This window comes from uncultured Limimaricola sp., assembly GCF_964022235.1.
Classification (GTDB): Bacteria; Pseudomonadota; Alphaproteobacteria; order Rhodobacterales; family Rhodobacteraceae; genus Limimaricola.
In genome coordinates this window covers 19,438-35,978 of record NZ_CAXHZL010000020.1, presented here as the reverse complement: position 1 = coordinate 35,978, position 16,541 = coordinate 19,438, and the positions used below count along the sequence as shown (strand labels likewise).

General features: G+C 66.3%; 17 protein-coding genes. 8 read left to right on the top strand and 9 right to left on the bottom strand.

The features are described from left to right. The 3 genes from AADJ02_RS18015 to AADJ02_RS18005 form a co-directional block, all read left to right on the top strand. The coding region (locus AADJ02_RS18015; RefSeq protein ID WP_341214386.1) for a 5'/3'-nucleotidase SurE at positions 1-611 on the top strand (611 nt) is incomplete at its 5' end. Further along, positions 608-1,249 (top strand): protein-L-isoaspartate(D-aspartate) O-methyltransferase, encoded by a 642-nt coding sequence (locus AADJ02_RS18010; RefSeq protein ID WP_341214385.1) that lies wholly within the window; start codon positions 608-610, stop codon positions 1,247-1,249. The genes AADJ02_RS18015 and AADJ02_RS18010, both read left to right, overlap by 4 nt. Before the next feature lie 68 nt (positions 1,250-1,317). After that, positions 1,318-2,637, top strand: coding sequence for a peptidoglycan DD-metalloendopeptidase family protein (locus AADJ02_RS18005; RefSeq protein WP_341214384.1), 1,320 nt, complete (start codon positions 1,318-1,320; stop codon positions 2,635-2,637). A 68-nt stretch (positions 2,638-2,705) separates the two neighbouring features. Here AADJ02_RS18005 and AADJ02_RS18000 read toward each other — a convergent pair whose 3' ends face one another. The 4 genes from AADJ02_RS18000 to AADJ02_RS17985 are packed head-to-tail and all read right to left on the bottom strand — an operon-like array spanning position 2,706 to position 5,148. Next, a complete protein-coding gene (locus AADJ02_RS18000; RefSeq protein WP_341214383.1) occupies positions 2,706-3,548 on the bottom strand; it encodes an ATP-binding protein in 843 nt (280 codons plus the stop codon). Further along, positions 3,545-4,399: a twin-arginine translocase subunit TatC gene (gene tatC, locus AADJ02_RS17995; RefSeq protein WP_341214382.1), complete on the bottom strand. Its 855-nt coding sequence runs from the start codon at positions 4,397-4,399 to the stop codon at positions 3,545-3,547. The genes AADJ02_RS18000 and tatC overlap by 4 nt, the downstream gene beginning before the upstream one ends. Beyond that, positions 4,396-4,893 (bottom strand): Sec-independent protein translocase protein TatB, encoded by a 498-nt coding sequence (gene tatB / locus AADJ02_RS17990; RefSeq protein ID WP_341214381.1) that lies wholly within the window; start codon positions 4,891-4,893, stop codon positions 4,396-4,398. Before tatB ends, tatC begins: the two co-directional genes overlap by 4 nt. A 24-nt stretch (positions 4,894-4,917) precedes the next feature. Further along, entirely contained in the window at positions 4,918-5,148 is a 231-nt protein-coding gene (locus AADJ02_RS17985) for a twin-arginine translocase TatA/TatE family subunit (RefSeq protein WP_341214380.1), read from the bottom strand. 172 nt (positions 5,149-5,320) lie between these two features. On the opposite strand from AADJ02_RS17985, the gene AADJ02_RS17980 reads away from it, so the two are divergent. Then, the gene (locus AADJ02_RS17980; RefSeq protein ID WP_341214379.1) at positions 5,321-5,992 is read left to right on the top strand and encodes an HTH domain-containing protein; all 672 of its coding nucleotides are present in this window, start codon (positions 5,321-5,323) and stop codon (positions 5,990-5,992) included. 13 nt (positions 5,993-6,005) lie between these two features. On the opposite strand, the gene AADJ02_RS17975 is transcribed toward AADJ02_RS17980, so the two are convergent. Beyond that, positions 6,006-7,136: an ABC transporter ATP-binding protein gene (locus tag AADJ02_RS17975; RefSeq protein ID WP_341214378.1), complete on the bottom strand. Its 1,131-nt coding sequence runs from the start codon at positions 7,134-7,136 to the stop codon at positions 6,006-6,008. Between the two features lie 60 nt (positions 7,137-7,196). Then, positions 7,197-7,976 (bottom strand): SDR family oxidoreductase, encoded by a 780-nt coding sequence (locus AADJ02_RS17970; RefSeq protein WP_341214377.1) that lies wholly within the window; start codon positions 7,974-7,976, stop codon positions 7,197-7,199. Between the two features lie 90 nt (positions 7,977-8,066). Here AADJ02_RS17970 and AADJ02_RS17965 point away from each other — a divergent pair, with 90 nt between their 5' ends. Both AADJ02_RS17965 and AADJ02_RS17960 read left to right on the top strand, forming a co-directional pair. Beyond that, entirely contained in the window at positions 8,067-9,047 is a 981-nt protein-coding gene (locus AADJ02_RS17965; RefSeq protein ID WP_341214376.1) for a Hint domain-containing protein, read from the top strand. A gap of 50 nt (positions 9,048-9,097) precedes the next feature. Next, positions 9,098-10,693 carry a peptide chain release factor 3 gene (locus tag AADJ02_RS17960; RefSeq protein ID WP_341214375.1) on the top strand — a complete coding sequence of 532 codons (1,596 nt, stop codon included), beginning with the start codon at positions 9,098-9,100 and terminating at the stop codon, positions 10,691-10,693. Between the two features lie 368 nt (positions 10,694-11,061). On the opposite strand, the gene AADJ02_RS17955 is transcribed toward AADJ02_RS17960, so the two are convergent. Next, positions 11,062-11,493 (bottom strand): OsmC family protein, encoded by a 432-nt coding sequence (locus AADJ02_RS17955; protein ID WP_341214374.1) that lies wholly within the window; start codon positions 11,491-11,493, stop codon positions 11,062-11,064. A gap of 197 nt (positions 11,494-11,690) precedes the next feature. Between AADJ02_RS17955 and AADJ02_RS17950 the strand changes: the two genes are divergently transcribed. Next, the gene (locus tag AADJ02_RS17950) at positions 11,691-13,274 is read left to right on the top strand and encodes a DEAD/DEAH box helicase (protein ID WP_341214373.1); all 1,584 of its coding nucleotides are present in this window, start codon (positions 11,691-11,693) and stop codon (positions 13,272-13,274) included. Positions 13,275-13,286: 12 nt separating this feature from the next. Next, positions 13,287-13,940, top strand: a complete 654-nt coding sequence (locus AADJ02_RS17945) for a hypothetical protein (protein ID WP_341214372.1) — start codon at positions 13,287-13,289, stop codon at positions 13,938-13,940. A 157-nt stretch (positions 13,941-14,097) separates the two neighbouring features. Here the strand turns inward: AADJ02_RS17945 and AADJ02_RS17940 are convergent, their stop codons facing one another. Together AADJ02_RS17940 and AADJ02_RS17935 are read right to left on the bottom strand one after the other, a co-directional pair. Further along, complete coding sequence (locus tag AADJ02_RS17940) at positions 14,098-15,765, bottom strand: ribonuclease J (RefSeq protein WP_341214371.1); 1,668 nt, start codon at positions 15,763-15,765, stop codon at positions 14,098-14,100. Next, positions 15,762-16,535 carry a type III pantothenate kinase gene (locus AADJ02_RS17935; protein WP_341214370.1) on the bottom strand — a complete coding sequence of 258 codons (774 nt, stop codon included), beginning with the start codon at positions 16,533-16,535 and terminating at the stop codon, positions 15,762-15,764. Before AADJ02_RS17935 ends, AADJ02_RS17940 begins: the two co-directional genes overlap by 4 nt. Between the last annotated feature and the right edge of the window lie 6 nt (positions 16,536-16,541).

The following is a 16,541-nucleotide window of genomic DNA, read 5'->3' as shown; positions in this document are numbered from 1 at the left end:
TTTTTTTTAATGATACGGCGACCACCGAGATCTACACTCTTTCCCTACACGACGTGATGGCCGAGGGCCGCCCTGACCTCGTGCTCTCGGGCGTCAACCGCGGCAACAACGCCGCCGAGAACGCCATGTATTCGGGCACCATCGGCGGTGCCATGGAGGCGGCGCTGCACGGTTTGCCCGCGATCGCCCTGTCGCAATTCTATGGCCCCGGCAATGCGCAGAGCGACGACCCTTTCGATGCGGCGAGGGTGCATGGCGCGGCGATAGTGCGGCGGCTGCTCGATCACGCCATCTGGGACGCCGAAGCCGATTACCGCCTGTTCTACAACGTCAACTTTCCCGCTCTGCCGGGCGCGGAGGTGCGTGGGCTCAAAGTCGGGCGGCAGGGCTTCCGCCGCGAGACCTCCTTTGGCGTCGAACCGCATGTCTCGCCCTCGGGACGGCGCTTTCTGTGGGTGCGTGGCGGGCGGCAGGACGTGCCCACCGGCCCCGGCACCGATGCGCAGGACAATCTCGACGGCTACATCTCGGTCGTGCCGATGCGGGCCGATCTCACGGCGCATGACGCGCTCGACGCCGTGACCGCGGCGCTCGGGGAAGGCGCTGCATGAGCTTTGACGCCGATGCCAAGATGCGGTTTCTCTATGCGCTCCGATCGCACGGCGTGACCGATGGCCGCGTGCTCGACGCGATGGAAAAGATCGACCGCGCGCGTTTCGTGAAAGGCCTTTTCGCCGAGCGTGCCTATGCCGACATGCCGCTACCCATCGCCTGCGGTCAGACCATCAGCCAGCCGTCAGTGGTGGCGCTGATGACCCAGGCGCTCGATGTGCAGCCGCGCGACAAGGTGCTCGAGGTGGGCTGCGGCTCAGGCTATCAGGCCGCGATCCTGAGCCTTCTGGGACGGCGCATCTATACCATCGACCGGTTTCGCAGCCTCGTGGCCGAAGCCCGGACCATCTTCGAGGAGATGGATCTGCCCAACATCACGGCGATCACGGCCGACGGCTCCTTCGGCTTGCCCGAACAAGCCCCCTTTGACCGCATCATCGTGACCGCCGCGGCCGAGGATCCGCCCGGCCCGCTCTTGGCGCAGCTTCGCGTGGGCGGTATCATGGTACTTCCGGTCGGCCAGTCGGACACGGTGCAAAGCCTGATCCGGGTGACACGGAGCGAGAGCGGCTTCGACTACGAAGAATTGCGCGCGGTGCGCTTCGTGCCGCTCGTCGAAGGGCTAGGACAGGACTGAGGCGGGATCATTCCGCAAGTATCAACCCTCGGGGGACACGGGGGACAGAGGGAACGAGGACGAGATCGATGCAGACCACCTTACTTCGCCGTGCATGGCGGCCGCTCGCATGCTCCACTGCTTTGGTGCTGCTCGCGGCCTGTGCGGAGCCGTTCGATCCGGACCTGCGCGACATCGGCAACGGCTTTGATACCTCGGCCGCCGCGCTGAACCCGCCGCCGCGCCCCCGCCCCGACGATCGCGGCGTGATCTCTTATCCCAACTACCAGGTCGCGGTGGCACGCGAAGGTGACTCGGTCGTCTCTTTGGCCTCGCGCCTCGGGCTCGAGCCCGGTTCGCTTGCGCGCTACAACGGCGTGTCCGCCGACACCACGCTGCGCGGCGGTGAGGTGATCGCCCTGCCGAGCCGTGTGGCCGAACCCTCACCCGCGACCGGGGCCCAGACCACCGGTCCGATCACACCGAGCAACCCGCCCTTCAGCACCGGGTCGACCGGTTCTGGCCGGATTGACGTCACCACCCTCGCAGGCGCGGCCATTGACCGGGCGACACCCCAATCGCAGCCGGTCACCCCGGCAGCCGTGCCCCAGACACCGGCGACGAGCACGACGGCCAGTTCCCTGCCCACCGCTCCGCGTGCGCTTCCCAGCGGGCAAGAGCCAGTGCGGCACCAGGTTGGACGCGGCGAGACGGCCTACTCCGTGGCGCGGCTCTACAACGTTCCGGTGCGTAGCTTGGCTGAGTGGAACGGCCTCGGCTCGGATCTCGCAGTGCGCGAGGGGCAGTTCCTGCTCATCCCACCTGCCGGTACGGCCCAGACCGCACCGGTCAGCGCGGCGCCTGCGCCCGTCACCGCCCCTGGTGCCGGCAGCCCGACCCCGACGCCGCCTTCGGCAGCCGCACCGTTGCCCGAAGAGCGCCCCGAACCTGTCGCGCCTGCTCCTGCGCCGGCCCCCACGGCCTCTGCCGCCGCGCCCGCGCCGACACCGGCACCTGCGCCCACGCCACAGCCGGTGGCCGAGCAGTCCAAGCCCAAGGCCTCGGCCATGTCGATGCCCGCCCAAGGCAGCATCATCCGCGCCTATTCCAAGGGCCGCAACGACGGCATCGACATCGGCGCGCCCGCGGGCAGCGCCGTGAAAGCCGCAGCCGCGGGCACGGTCGCCGCCATCACCACCAACACCGAAGGCATCCAGATCGTCGTGATCCGCCATCCCGACGAGCTGTTGACGGTCTACACCCATGTCGTCGATCTCGTGGTCGAGCGGGGTGCCAGCGTCACCAAGGGCCAGACTATCGGCAAGGTGAAGTCGGGCAGCCCGAGTCTGCTGCACTTCGAGGTCCGCAAGGGCATGGAAAGCCAGGATCCGACCAGCTACTTGCCCTGATCTGAGGCGAACACAAGAAAAGAGCCGCCCAGATGGGCGGCCCTTTTTCGTTTCCGACCAAGGCAATGTCAGCCGATCTTCACACCTTCACGGCCTGCCAGATCGGTGAAGAACTGCCATGCCACGCGGCCCGAACGACCGCCCCGCGTTGCCTGCCATTCGATCGCCTCGGCGCGCAGCCGTGCCTCGTCGATCGCCACGCCATAAGCATCGCAATAGCCCCGGACCATCGACAGGAACTGGTCCTGATCGCAGGGGTGAAAACCGAGCCAAAGGCCGAAGCGGTCCGAGAGCGACACCTTTTCCTCGACCGCTTCTGAAGGGCTGATCGCGGTGGAACGCTCATTCTCGATCATGTCACGCGGCATCAGGTGACGCCGGTTCGAGGTGGCATAGAGCACCACGTTCTCGGGCCGCCCCTCGATGCCGCCGTCGAGTACCGCCTTGAGCGACTTGTAATGCGCGTCGTCATGGCTGAATGACAGGTCGTCGCAATACAGCACGAACCGCTGCGGGGCAGCGCGCAGGATCGCGAGGCAGCGGTCGATGCTCTGAAGGTCCTCGCGCTGCACTTCCACGATCTTGAGATGCGGGAACTCGGCCTGAAGAGCGCCGTGTACCGCTTTGACGAGGCTCGACTTTCCCATTCCTCGCGCACCCCACAACAACGCGTTGTTCGCGGGCAGCCCCTCCGCAAAGCGTCGGGTATTGGCGAGCAGCGTGTCGCGCGCCCGATCGATGCCCAGAAGCAGCGAAAGATCCACGCGGCTTACCCGTGGCACCGCGACCAGGCGGTCGGGGGCAGGCTGCCACATATAGGCAGGTGCGCCTTGCAAGGAAGGTGCGGGCTGGGGCGGCGGGCTCATCCGCTCCAGCGCCAGTGCGATACGGTCGAGCGCGTCACCGCTCACCTCGCATCCTCCTCATCTTCGTCTTCGTCGATCCAAAGCCCTTCGGCCCGCAGATGCGCCTCGCGCTTGCGCTCGACCCGTGCCACCAAGAGGATCGAGATCTCATAGAGCCCGTAGACCACGACGAAAAGGATCACCTGGCTCACCACGTCCGGCGGCGTCGCCACGGCGGCGAGCAGCAGGATCGCGACGACGGCGTATTTGCGCACAGATCCCAGCCCCTTGGCCGAGACCAGCCCCGCCTTGCCCATCAGCGTCAGCAGCACCGGCAGCTGGAAGCACAGGCCAAAGGCCACGATGAACTTGATGGTCAGCGCGAGATAGGCCTGCGCCGAGCCCTGGAACGCGATGCCCGCCACGGCGGTGTCGTTCTCGACCCCGGTGGTCAGGCTGCCCGGTTGTTGGAAGCCGAGGAAGAAGTCGAAGGCCAGCGGCGTGACGACGTAATAGGCGAAAGATGCGCCGAGAAAGAACATGAAGGGCGACGCGATCATAAAGGGCAGAAACGCGCCCTTCTCGGACTTGTAGAGGCCCGGTGCCACGAAACGCCACATCTGGTAGGAGATCACCGGGAAGGCGAGCACCAGACCGCCCAGCATCGAAATCGACACCGCGACGAAGAAGCCCTCCTGCAGTGCGATCAGGATCAGGCCGCAATCTTCCTGGCCCCGCGCGGCCATGGCCGAACACAAGGGCCGGGTCAGGAAGTCGAAGATCGGATTCCAGACGGTGAAACACACGATCATGCCTGCCACGAAGGCAAGCACGGATCGGATCAAACGACCGCGCAGCTCGGCCAGATGCTCGATCAGCGGTGCCGAGCTGTCTTCGATCTCGTCGGAAGAGCTCATGATGTCGTGTCATCCTTTCGCGTGGCGTCCGCTTGCACGGTCCCCAGCGGTTCCGCCGGGGCGCTGATCGGCTCGGCCTCGAATGCCGCCTCGAACTCGGGCTCCAGGTCGGCCAGCTCCTCGTCGGTCGGCACCGCCGCCTCACGGGCCTGCCGCTCGGTCGCGGCCTTGCCAGTGGCCTCCTCGATCTTGCGGCGGGTCTCCGCGCGCTCTTCCGACAGCTTGCTGGCGCCGCCGGATTTGAGGTTCTTCTTCAGCGCGTCGGTGCCAAAGCTCTTGGGGTCGGCGGCGGCCTTGATGGTCTTTTGGATATCGCGCATGCCGCTTTCATCGGCAGCGTCTTCCATGGCCCGCGAGAACTCGCGCGCCATCGCCTTGGCCTTGCCGGTGAAGCGGCCGACTTCGCGGAACATGCCGGGCAGGTCCTTGGGGCCGACCACGATCAGCGCCACGACCCCAATCAGCAGAAGCTCGCTCCAGCCCAGATCGAACATGTCGGTCTATCCTGTGTCTCGGGGTTACACCCGGTCCTTGTCTTCGACGGTGCCCGGCTCGTGCACGGTGCCCGCTTCGTTGATCGACTTCGAGTGGTCGTCGATCTCGCGCTTGCTGTCGTCGACGCCGCGCTTGAAGGCGGTGATGCCCTTGCCGACTTCGCCCATCAGCGAGGAAATCTTGCCCCGGCCGAACAGAACCAGCACCACGACGGCGATCAGAAGAAGGCCCGGAAGGCCGATATTGTTGAGCATGGCGTGTCTCCCATCCCGGCGGCCCGATGCGGCCGCGCATTGTCTCGCAGCCCCCAGATACGCCCCCTGCCAGCCGGGTAAAAGGCCGGAAGCCTCATTCGGCTGGCGCGGCGCCGCTTTTCTTGACACAAACCTGTCAGTTGCCATGTTTGTGTCAGCAGAAGGATCGTCCATGCCCCGTGCCGACCGACTCGTCGAGATGATCCGCATCCTGCGCGACGGGCGGCTGCACCGCGCCGAGGATCTCGCCTCGCGGCTGGGCACGTCGCTGCGCACGATCTACCGCGACATGGATCGGCTCATCGCCTCCGGTGTGCCGATCGAAGGGCGGCGGGGTCTGGGTTACCGCGCCACGGCGGCGGTGACGCTGCCGCCATTGAACCTCACCATGACCGAGCTCGAGGCGCTGCACCTCGGCCTCGCGGCGGTGGCGCAGGCCGAGGATGCCGAGTTGCGCGACGCCGCGCGCAGCCTGTCGGGACGGATCGACGCGGTGCTGCCCGAGGACCGTGGCCGCGCCGGGGGGTGGAGCTTTGCCACCCCGCCTTTGGGCGATGCGATCGCGGGGTTCCGTCACATGGCCTCGCTGCGCGCCGCGATCCGTGCACGGCAGAAGCTTCAAGTGACGCTGCGCGGCCCGGACGGGGCCGAGGCGGCGCAGGTGCTGCGCCCGCTGCGGCTCGACTACTGGGGCCGGGTCTGGACCTTGGCGGGGTGGAGCGAGACGAACAAGGGCTTTGCCGAGCTGCGGGTCGATCGCATCACGGCGCTGCGCGTGCTGCCGCAGCTGTTCGTGGATGAGGCAGGCCGGACGCTGGCGGATCTAGAAGCATCACGCGGCTAGCCAAAGCCGCATCTCAGCCGGCGCGCCGCTTGGGAAACACGAAGCACCGGTCCCGCCGCATCATCAGCCACAGCCGCGTGCCGGGCTTGGGCAGGAATACCGACGGCACCGAGGCGCGCAGGATCTCGCCATCGTGGTCCATGCGGAACTCCACGAGGCTCGATGCGCCCAAATACCGCGACCGCTCCACCGTCCCGGAGGCAGGCGTGCCCTCGATCGCGGTCGGATTCGGCCCACGCCCCTTGCGGTCGAAGTCGATGCGCAGGTGCTGGGGCCGGATCACGATCTCGACCTCGGTGCCGTCCGGCAGGCCGGGCGTCAGGAAATCCCCGAACGGCGTGTCGCAAAGCGCCCCCTGCACGGTGCCCTCGATCACGTTGATATCCGAGAAGAAGGCGGCGGCCTCGCGGTCGCGCGGCGCGTTGTAGATATTGTAGGGCGCGCCTTGCTGCACCACGCGCCCGTCGCGCAAAAGCGCGATCTCGTCAGCCATGCGCATCGCCTCGGCAGGCTCATGCGTGACCAGAAGCACCGCCGTGCCTTCGGCCTTGAGCACCGCCAGCGTCTCGTCGCGGATGTCGTCGCGCAGCCGGTCGTCGAGGCCTGAGAACGGCTCGTCCATCAGCAGGATGCGAGGGCTGGGGGCCAATGCCCGCGCCAGCGCCACGCGTTGCTGTTCACCACCGGAAAGCTCGTGCGGAAAGCGGTCGATGTGGCGGCGCATCCCGACCTTGTCGAGCAGCGTCTCGACGCGGGCGCGGGTTTCGGCCTTCGGACCCTTGAGCCCGAAGCCCACGTTGCGCGCCACGTCGAGATGCGGGAACAGCGCGAAGTCCTGAAACATCAGTCCGATGCCACGCGCCTCCGGTGGCATGTGCAGCGCACCTTCTGAAATCGGCACACCGTCGACATAGACGCCGCCCGCATCCTGCCGGTCGACACCCGCGATGATCCGAAGCGTGGTGGACTTGCCACAGCCCGAGGGGCCGAGCAGACAGGTCACCTGCCCCGGCATCACCTTGAGCGAGACACCCGATACCACCTCGCGCCCCGCGAAGACGCGGGTGAGATCGCGGATTTCGAGCCGGGCGGCAGCGGCGGTCCGGACAGGGGCAGGCTGGGCGGAGGCGGCAGTTTCGGACAAGGTAAAATCCCGATCAAATGCGTCGGATTGCCCTAGCAACACCGCCCCGCGCCCGCAAGCTTACATGGTCTGGTTGCCGACGCCGCCGTCGAGCAGCACGTTCTGACCGACCATGAAACCCGCATGCTGCGAGCACAGGAAGGCGCAGGTCGCGCCGAACTCGGCGGCCGTCCCGTAACGCCGGGTCGGAATGCTCGCCTCGCGCTTGGCGCGCGCCTCGTCCACGGTGATGCCTTCCTTCTTGGACACGCCGCCATCGAGCGACGCGGCGCGGTCGGTGTCATGGATGCCCGGCAGCAGGTTGTTGATGGTGACGCCCGACGGAGCCACCTGCCGCGATGTGCCCGCGACATAGCCGGTGAGGCCGGCGCGCGCCGAATTCGACAGGCCCAGCGCCGGGATCGGCGATTTTACCGACTGCGAAGTGATGTTGACCACCCGGCCCCAGCCACGATCCATCATCCCGGGCACCAGCGCCTTCATCAGCGCGATCGGGGTGAGCATGTTGGCATCGAGCGCGCGGATGAAATCCTCGCGGTCCCAGTCGGTCCATAGTCCCGGCGGCGGACCGCCCGCGTTGGTGACGAGAATGTCGACGCCCTGCGCCGCCGCGATCACCTTGTCCTGCCCTTCGGGCGTGGTCACGTCGCAAGCAACGGTGGTGACCTCGACGCCGAAGCGGTCGCGGATCTCCTGCGCCGTCTGCTCCAGCGCCTCGGCGCCGCGTGCATTCATCACCAGATCGACGCCCGCCTCTGCCAGCGCCTCGGCGCAACCCCGTCCCAAGCCCTTTGACGAGGCGCAGACCAGCGCCCGTTTACCCCTGATGCCCAGATCCATCAGATACCTCCCTGTTTACGCACATGGCCTAGCATCGGGCTGCGCGCCGGGCAATGATCGCCCGTCGAGCGCCGCCAGTCAGGAACACAGATGACCGACGTGACCGAGCTGCAGCACCTGATGGTTTTCGACGCGGCCGATCTGCGCGTGGCGCAGGGCGTGGCGCAGGGCGACCCGATGAGCTTTGCCGACGAGCTTGTGTTGGACGATGTCTACCGCGTCGAGGCCAAGACACCGGGGCGGCGGCTGACGCTGCGCGCCGACAGCGACGCCAGCTTTCGGGTCGTCGAGGGCGCGGCGGACGAACAGACCGGACGAATGTTGCATATCGACAGTTGCCTCACATTGATGGCGCGCGACGGGGCGGCGAGCGAGGTGATCGTACTCGTCGAGGTCGAGGCAGGCGCGGCGCATGCCGTCTACCTGCTGCCATTGGGGCGGTTGCTGCAGGGCGAGGACTACCGCCTCGTAGGGATCGACCGCCATGCAGGCACGGCCCGTCTGGCACAGCTGGCCTGTGTGTCCTTCACCCGTGGCACGCATATCGCGCTGGCCAGCGGCGCGCAGGTGCCGGTCGAACGGCTCTCCCCCGGTGACAGGATTCTGACACGCGACGACGGCCCGCAGGTTCTGCGCTGGATCGGCCAGACCACGCTGCGTGCGACGGGACGGTTCGCGCCGGTTCTGATCCGTGAGGGGGCGCTGCACAATGCGCGCGACCTCTGGCTCAGCCCCGATCACCGCATCTTCGTGTGGCAGCGCGAGGATCACGTCGGCGCGGGCCGGGCCGAATTGATGGTGCGGGTGCGCCATCTCATCAACGGTGACAGCGTGGTACAGAGCGACGGCGGCTTCGCCGAGTATTACCAGCTGGTCTTCGACGACCACCAAATCGTCTATGCCGAGGGCATCGCCGCGGAATCGCTGCTGGTCGATCACCGCACCATGGGCGCGCTGCCTGGCGGCACCGCGCGCCATGCCACGCCGCAGCATTTGTCCTACGAGGTCTCCGAGAGCCTTCTGACCGGGCCCGACGCCGTGGCGCTGCTGCGGCGTGCCTCGGGGCTTTAGGCCGCAGCCGGACGATTGCCCCCCGCGCGCACAGCCTCTATAGCGCGGACATGGACAACCGCCCCGCCCTCCCGCCCGAAATCGCCCGCCGCCGGACCTTTGCGATCATCTCGCATCCCGACGCCGGCAAGACCACGCTGACCGAGAAGTTCCTGTTGTTCGGGGGCGCGATCCAGATGGCGGGTCAGGTCCGCGCAAAGGGCGAGGCGCGGCGCACGCGTTCGGACTTCATGCAGATGGAAAAGGACCGCGGCATCTCGGTCTCGGCCTCGGCGATGTCCTTCGACTTCAAGAACTTTCGGTTCAACCTCGTCGATACGCCCGGCCACTCGGATTTCTCCGAGGACACCTACCGCACGCTGACGGCGGTGGATGCAGCCGTGATGGTGATCGACGGCGCCAAGGGCGTCGAGAGCCAGACCCGCAAGCTGTTCGAGGTTTGCCGCCTCCGCGATCTGCCGATCCTGACCTTCTGCAACAAGATGGACCGCGAGAGCCGCGACACCTTCGAGATCATCGACGAGATTCAGGAGAACCTCGCCATCGACGTGACTCCGGCCTCTTGGCCGATCGGCGTCGGGCGCGATTTCCTGGGCTGCTACGATCTGCTGCGCGACCGGCTCGAGCTGATCGACCGGGCCGACCGCAACCGCGTCGCCGAGAGCATCGCCATCGACGGGCTCGATGATCCGAAGATCGCCGAGCATGTGCCCGCGCATCTCTTGGAAAAGCTGCGCGAAGAGGTCGAGATGGCGCGCGAGCTATTGCCAGCCCTCGACCCGCAGGCCGTGCTCGAGGGCCATATGACCCCGATCTGGTTCGGCTCGGCGATCAACAGCTTTGGCGTGCGCGAACTGATGGAGGGTATCGGCACCTACGGCCCCGAGCCGCAGGTCCAGAAAGCGATGCCCCGCGAGATCGCGCCCGAAGAGACCAAGGTCGCGGGCTTCGTGTTCAAGGTGCAGGCCAACATGGACCCCAAGCACCGAGACCGCGTCGCCTTCGTGCGGCTTGCGTCGGGCCATTTCGAGCGGGGCATGAAGCTGACCCATGTGCGCTCCAAGAAACAGATGGCAATCACCAACCCGGTGCTGTTTCTCGCCTCGGACCGCGAATTGGCCGAAGAGGCTTGGGCCGGTGACATCATCGGCATTCCCAACCACGGCCAGCTTCGGATCGGCGACACGCTGACCGAGGGCGAGAGCATCCGCGTCTCGGGCATCCCGAGTTTCGCGCCTGAACTCCTCCAGACCTGCCGCGCGGGCGACCCGATGAAGGCCAAGCACCTCGACAAGGCGTTGAGCCAGTTCGCCGAGGAAGGGGCCGCCAAGGTCTTCAAGCCGACCTTCGGCTCGGGCTTCATCGTCGGCGTCGTCGGTGCATTGCAGTTCGAGGTTCTGGCAAGCCGGATCGAGCTGGAATACGGGCTTCCGGTGCGCTTCGAGCCATCGCAGTTCACCTCGGCGCGTTGGATGGCGGGCGACAAGGCGGCGGTCGAAGCTTTTGCCGCCAAGAACAAGCAGCACGTCGCCACCGACAACGACGGCGATCTGGTCTATCTCACGCGGATGCAGTGGGACATTGACCGGGTGGAGCGGGATCACCCCGAGATCCGTCTCACCGCGACCAAGGAAATGATGGTGTAGGGTAAGTTTAGGTAGAAAATTGCATATAAATCTTAACGATCAATCAGACTTCACTGAAGAAAATGTATCTCGTCTTTTGGCGTCAAAAGACGACAGCGCACATCGCCAACTCCGCGTCACTAAAGATGGCTATGCCTTCCTATCAGATGAGTTCGGCAGCACAAATATCGATGGGCTAGCATGCCGGTTCGAAACATGGGTAGCTGGTAATGGATATTGTGGCCCCAAAGCCGCTAGCGACGAAAATTGGGTAAAAACAGTTTATGAATGGCTTGCAGACAATTGGCCGAATCCATCGTCAACATATATCGACTGGTAGAGTGAGGTGCGCGTCTATTGACGCGCACCTTATAAGGTCCATTAACTTTTTATGAGCTTAAGCTTGCATCCATCGTGATTTCGGCGGCCTTCAACAGCTTCGAGACCGGGCAGCCGGTCTTGGTGGCCTCCGCCGCCTTGCGGAACTGCTCTTCCGAGGCGCCCGGGACCTTCGCGGTCACGTCGAGGTGGATCTTGGTGATCTCGAACCCCTCGCCCACCTTTTCCAGCGACACGGTGGACTGGACGTCGATGTCGTCGGCGGTCAGCTCGTCCTTGCCAAGCTCGAGCGACAGCGCCATCGCGTAGCAGGCCGCATGCGCCGCGCCGATCAGCTCCTCGGGGTTGGTGCCGGGGCCGCCCTCGAACCGGGCGTTGAAGCCGTAGGCCTGATCCTTCAGGACACCGGTCTGTGTCGAGATCTCGCCGCCGCCATCCTTGATGCCGCCGCTCCAATGCGCCTTGCCATGCTTCTTGATCATCGGTCTCTCCAATTTCGTGGCACCCCGGTCACGGGGCTCAGATGCGCAACGCGCCCCGCCCCGCCCCGTTCCCCCGTCAATCTTGACCTCGGCGGGGTTTCGGCCTAAGGCACGCCAAGTCGAATGACCCGGCAATCCGGCCGGGCGGGCCGCGCCTGTTCCTGCGGCCAATCGGTGCCGCAGTCTGAAAGGCTCATATGACCCAATTCTCCGACCTCAATCTCGATCCCAAGGTGCTCAAGGCGATTGCCGAAGCCGGTTACGAGACGCCGACCCCGATCCAAGCGGGCGCGATCCCGCCCGCGCTCGAAGGCCGCGACGTGCTCGGCATCGCGCAGACCGGCACCGGCAAGACCGCGAGCTTCGTGCTGCCGATGATCACGCTTCTGGGTCGTGGTCGCGCCCGTGCCCGGATGCCGCGCTCCCTGGTGCTCTGCCCGACGCGTGAACTCGCGGCGCAGGTGGCCGAGAACTTCGACACCTATTCCAAGCACACCAAGCTCACCAAGGCACTGCTCATCGGCGGCGTGTCGTTCAAGGAGCAGGACACGCTGATCGACAAAGGCGTCGACGTTCTGATCGCCACCCCCGGCCGCCTGCTCGACCATTTCGAGCGCGGCAAGCTGCTGTTGACCGGCGTGCAGATCATGGTCGTCGACGAGGCCGACCGGATGCTCGACATGGGCTTCATCCCCGACATCGAGCGGATCTTCGGTCTGACGCCCTTCACGCGCCAGACGTTGTTTTTCTCGGCCACCATGGCGCCCGAGATCGAGCGGATCACCAACACCTTCCTTTCGAACCCCGAGAAGATCGAGGTGGCCCGCGCCGCCACCACGGGCGAGAACATCAAGCAAGGCGTGGTCATGTTTCGTGCCTCGCGCAAGGATAAGGAAGCGACCGAAAAGCGCGACCTCCTGCGCGCGCTGATCGACGCCGAAGGCGAGGCCTGCACCAACGCGATCATCTTCTGCAACCGCAAGATGGACGTAGACGTGGTGGCCAAGAGCCTCAAGAAGCACGGCTATGACGCCGAGCCGATCCACGGCGACCTCGACCAGAGCCAGCGCACGCGCACGCTCGACGGTTTCCGCGCCGGCAATGTGAAGATCCTCGTGGCCTCCGACGTCGCCGCGCGCGGTCTCGACGTGCCGGCGGTGAGCCACGTGTTCAACTTCGATGTGCCGAGCCACGCCGAGGACTATGTGCACCGCATCGGCCGCACCGGTCGTGCAGGCCGCAAGGGCTCTGCGATCATGATCTGTAACCCGCGCGACGAGAAGAACCTCGAGGACGTGGAGCGGCTCGTGCAGAACGCGATCCCGCGTCTTGAGGACCCGCGCGGATCCAAGGCCGCGGCACCCGCAGCCGAGGCCGCCTCCGAGGAGGAACGCCCGCGCCGCACCCGCACGCGCACCCGGTCGCGCAACCGCGACGAGGCCACGCTCGAGAAGGCGCCCGAGGCCCCCAAGGCGGAACCCAAGACCGAGGCACAGCCTGCGCCGAAAGCGGAGGCCAAGCCCGAGCCGAAAGTCGAGGCTAGGCCTGAGCCCACGCCTGAACCCAAGGTCGAGGCCAAGCTGGCCCCGGTGCCCGAAGCGGCAGCCGAGCCCGCCCCCGTCGAGGCCCGCCGCTCCGAGCCGCGCGGCAACGAGCGTGATCGCAACCGCGGTGGCCGCGATCGTCGTCGCCACGAGTCGCGCGACGAGGACGTCGTGGGCATGGGCGAAGATACCCCCGCCTTCATCGCCAAAAGCTTCGAGGAGCGGCGCGCCGGCTGAGGCGCGCCCCACATGATGCGCATCGCTCCGGCCTTGGCACTCGCGCTCCTGCTTCCGGCCCTGCCCGCGCAGGCCGAGGAGCGACGTTGCACCGCCACCGTCAACGGGCGCGAGACCGTCGTCACCTATGACGACGCCATCGCCTTCGACACCAAGCTCGGCACGCGCGAAAGGCTCTCGCGCTGGCCAGGGAAGGTCTGGAACAAGACTTGGGGCACCCCGCCAGCTTGCGACAGCCGAGTGCTTTACACTTACCTCTCGATCGAACTCCCGCCCGAGGAGACCGAAGGCTACTGCCTCGACCCCGATCCCGATGACGACGGCTGGCTGCTGGTGCCGGGCGAACGCGGGGCCACCGCGCAATGCAGCGTCACCACATGCGACCGCGTCAACGCTGCCGCCGACGGTGCGATCGACACCGGCGCGGCGCTGGCCGGGCTGGTCCTGACGCCGCCGCCCACGCCCGCCGAAGCCGTGGCCGAACCGCAGCGCCTGCTGCACAGCTCGGGCGCGCTGGTTCTGAAGGGCACAGCGGAGTGGCTGGCGACGAGCATCGGCACGGCCGCTCCTGGCGTTACGGCGGCGCTCACCGGCCCCGTGGCCATCGGCGCGGCGGCGGCCTCTGTCGTGGTGATCGGCAGCGCCGTCTACGTCTGCAGCGGATGAACCTCTGGCTCGGGGGCCGGGCCGTCCCAGCCTCGTACCGGCGGCACTTCACGCAGATATCGGAATGACAAAAGGGGAGCCCCAGGGCTCCCCTTTTTACATCCGTCGGGTCGGCGACAGACCGGGAGCGCGACGCCCCCGGCCCAGCTTCCCGCAATCAGCTCAGGCGGCTGACCACGACGTTGACCTCGGGCTTCTTGCCAGTCTCGGCCTGCGTGGTCGAACGTGCGATCCGCTTGAGCTCGCGGTCGAGCTTGTCCTCGTCGCGCATCATCCGGCGGCCCGCCTTGTTCACGAAGGCAGCCAGATCGGATTCCAACGTTTCCACCAGCTTGGCCTTGGAGCGGCCCGTCTCTGGCAGGCCCATGATCTCGCACCACGGATCGCCCAGGGGTTCGTCGTTCTCATCGACGATCATCGTGACGGTGACATGACCGTTGAGAGACATGCGGATCCGGTCGCGCACGATGCCGTCCATCGCGCCGATCATCACCGAGCCGTCGAGATAGCTGCGGCCGGTGTCGACATACTCGACCACCTTGGGCGCGTTGCCCGACAGGTCCAGCATCATGCCGTTGACCGCGACGATCCCCGGAAGGCCGCGCTCGAGGCCAAGTTTCACGTGCTCGCGCAGGTGACGGTGCTCACCATGCATCGGCACGAGGAATTGCGGACGCACGATGTCATGCAGCAGTTGCAGGTCGGGACGGTTGGCGTGGCCCGAGACGTGGAACAGCCCGTGCGTGTCCTCGATCACATCCACGCCCTTTTCGGAGAGCTGGTTCATGATCTTGATGACGCCGCGCTCGTTGCCCGGAATGGTCCGCGAGGAAAACAGGAAGCTGTCACCCTCCTGCAGCTTCAGCCCGAGGTAAGAGCCCTGCGCCAGTTGGGCGCTGGCGGCGCGGCGTTCGCCTTGGCTGCCAGTGACGAGCAGCAGCAGCTTCTCGCGCGGGATCGAGGCGGCCTCTTCGGGGCCAACGGTCTTGGGAAACCCGTGCAGCAGGCCGCACTCGGTCGCCGTCTCGACCATGCGGCGCATGGCGCGACCCAGAAGACAGACGGTACGCCCGGCGCGGTCGGCGGCGATGGCGATCGTCTTGAGGCGGGCCACGTTCGAGGCGAAAGTCGTGGCGACGACCATGCCCGGCTGTGCCGAAATCAGCTTTTCGATCTCGGGTGCCAGCGTCGCTTCCGAGCGGCCGGGCTGCGGCGAGAACACGTTGGTCGAGTCGCAGATCAGCGCCTTGACGCCGCCCTTGGACACCTCGGCCCAGAGGTCGGGGTTGAAAGGCTCGCCCACCACCGGGGTGTGGTCGACCTTGAAGTCGCCCGAGTGCAGCACCCGGCCTTCGGGGCTGTCGATCACGAGGCCCGAGCTTTCGGGGATCGAGTGGCTGATCGGCACGAAGCCGACCTTGAAGGGGCCAGCATTCACGACGGCGGGCCAAGGCTCGACGACGTTTAGCACGCTCTCGGGCGCGCCGTGCTCGTCGAGCTTGTGGCGTGCGATCGCGGCGGTGAACTTGCGCGCGTGCATGGTGGCGCCGAGGCGCTTCCAGAAGTGGCCGACCGCGCCCACGTGGTCTTCATGGGCATGGGTGATGAAAATAGCCTCGATGCGGTCCTTGCGCGCCTCGAGCCACGAGATGTCGGGCATGATCAGGTCAACGCCCGGCGTGGTGTCCATGTCGGGGAAGGTCACGCCGAGATCGACGACGATCAGCCGTTCCTGCCCCGGTTTGCCATAGCCGTAGACATAGGCGTTCATGCCGATCTCGCCGGCGCCGCCGAGAGGAAGGTAGATCAGTCTTTCGCCGCTCATGCGGTCTCCTTGTTATATCTGTGGATGACGGTCAGCCCGTGCATCGTAAGGTCTTCTTCGATATCGTCGAACAGCATGTCGCCCTGCGCGAAGAGAGGCGCAAGCCCCCCGGTTCCGATGATCCGCATCGGGCGCTCGCGCTCCGCCCTGATCCGGTCGCATATTCCGCGCACCAAGCCGACGTAGCCCCAGAAGATGCCGGACTGCATGCAGGCCACCGTGTTGGTGCCAATCACTTTCTCGGGCTTGCTCACATCGACATGCGGCAAGGCCGCCGCCGCCTGGTGCAAGGCCTCAAGGCTCAGGTTGACCCCGGGCGAGATCACCCCGCCGACATAGGCCCCGTCACGCCCGACCACGTCGAAGGTCGTCGCCGTCCCGAAATCCACCACCACGAGGTCGCCGCCATGGCGATCCCATGCGCCCGCCGTGTTCACCAGCCGGTCGGGGCCCACTTGGGTGCCCGCGTCGACGCGGGGGGCCACCGGCAGGCGGCATTCGGGCTTGCCCACCACGAGGGGGCGGCAGCCGAAGTAGCGATCTGCCAGGACACGCAGGTTGAACACCACGCGCGGCACGGTCGAAGATATGATCATCTCGTCAATCGTCGCTTCGATGCCGCCGATCTTCATCAGAGTCGAAAGCCAGACGAAATACTGGTCAGCCGTGCGCTGCCATTCGGTCGAGGTGCGCCAGGTCGCGAGAAACCGTTCCCCGTCCCAGATCGAAAACACGGTGTTGGTATTGCCGCAATCGATGGCCAGAAGCATCCCCGA

Bases quoted from the DNA above. Each gene is read 5' to 3' on its own strand.
- AADJ02_RS18010 (WP_341214385.1), top strand. From the start codon at position 608: ATGAGCTTTGACGCCGATGCCAAGATGCGGTTTCTCTATGCGCTCCGA.
- AADJ02_RS18005 (WP_341214384.1), top strand. From the start codon at position 1,318: ATGCAGACCACCTTACTTCGCCGTGCATGGCGGCCGCTCGCATGCTCC.
- tatC (WP_341214382.1), bottom strand. From the start codon at position 4,399: ATGAGCTCTTCCGACGAGATCGAAGACAGCTCGGCACCGCTGATCGAG.
- tatB (WP_341214381.1), bottom strand. From the start codon at position 4,893: ATGTTCGATCTGGGCTGGAGCGAGCTTCTGCTGATTGGGGTCGTGGCG.
- AADJ02_RS17985 (WP_341214380.1), bottom strand. From the start codon at position 5,148: ATGCTCAACAATATCGGCCTTCCGGGCCTTCTTCTGATCGCCGTCGTG.
- AADJ02_RS17980 (WP_341214379.1), top strand. From the start codon at position 5,321: ATGCCCCGTGCCGACCGACTCGTCGAGATGATCCGCATCCTGCGCGAC.
- AADJ02_RS17970 (WP_341214377.1), bottom strand. From the start codon at position 7,976: ATGGATCTGGGCATCAGGGGTAAACGGGCGCTGGTCTGCGCCTCGTCA.
- AADJ02_RS17965 (WP_341214376.1), top strand. From the start codon at position 8,067: ATGACCGACGTGACCGAGCTGCAGCACCTGATGGTTTTCGACGCGGCC.
- AADJ02_RS17960 (WP_341214375.1), top strand. From the start codon at position 9,098: ATGGACAACCGCCCCGCCCTCCCGCCCGAAATCGCCCGCCGCCGGACC.
- AADJ02_RS17955 (WP_341214374.1), bottom strand. From the start codon at position 11,493: ATGATCAAGAAGCATGGCAAGGCGCATTGGAGCGGCGGCATCAAGGAT.
- AADJ02_RS17950 (WP_341214373.1), top strand. From the start codon at position 11,691: ATGACCCAATTCTCCGACCTCAATCTCGATCCCAAGGTGCTCAAGGCG.
- AADJ02_RS17945 (WP_341214372.1), top strand. From the start codon at position 13,287: ATGATGCGCATCGCTCCGGCCTTGGCACTCGCGCTCCTGCTTCCGGCC.
- AADJ02_RS17940 (WP_341214371.1), bottom strand. From the start codon at position 15,765: ATGAGCGGCGAAAGACTGATCTACCTTCCTCTCGGCGGCGCCGGCGAG.
- AADJ02_RS17935 (WP_341214370.1), bottom strand. From the start codon at position 16,535: ATGCTTCTGGCCATCGATTGCGGCAATACCAACACCGTGTTTTCGATC.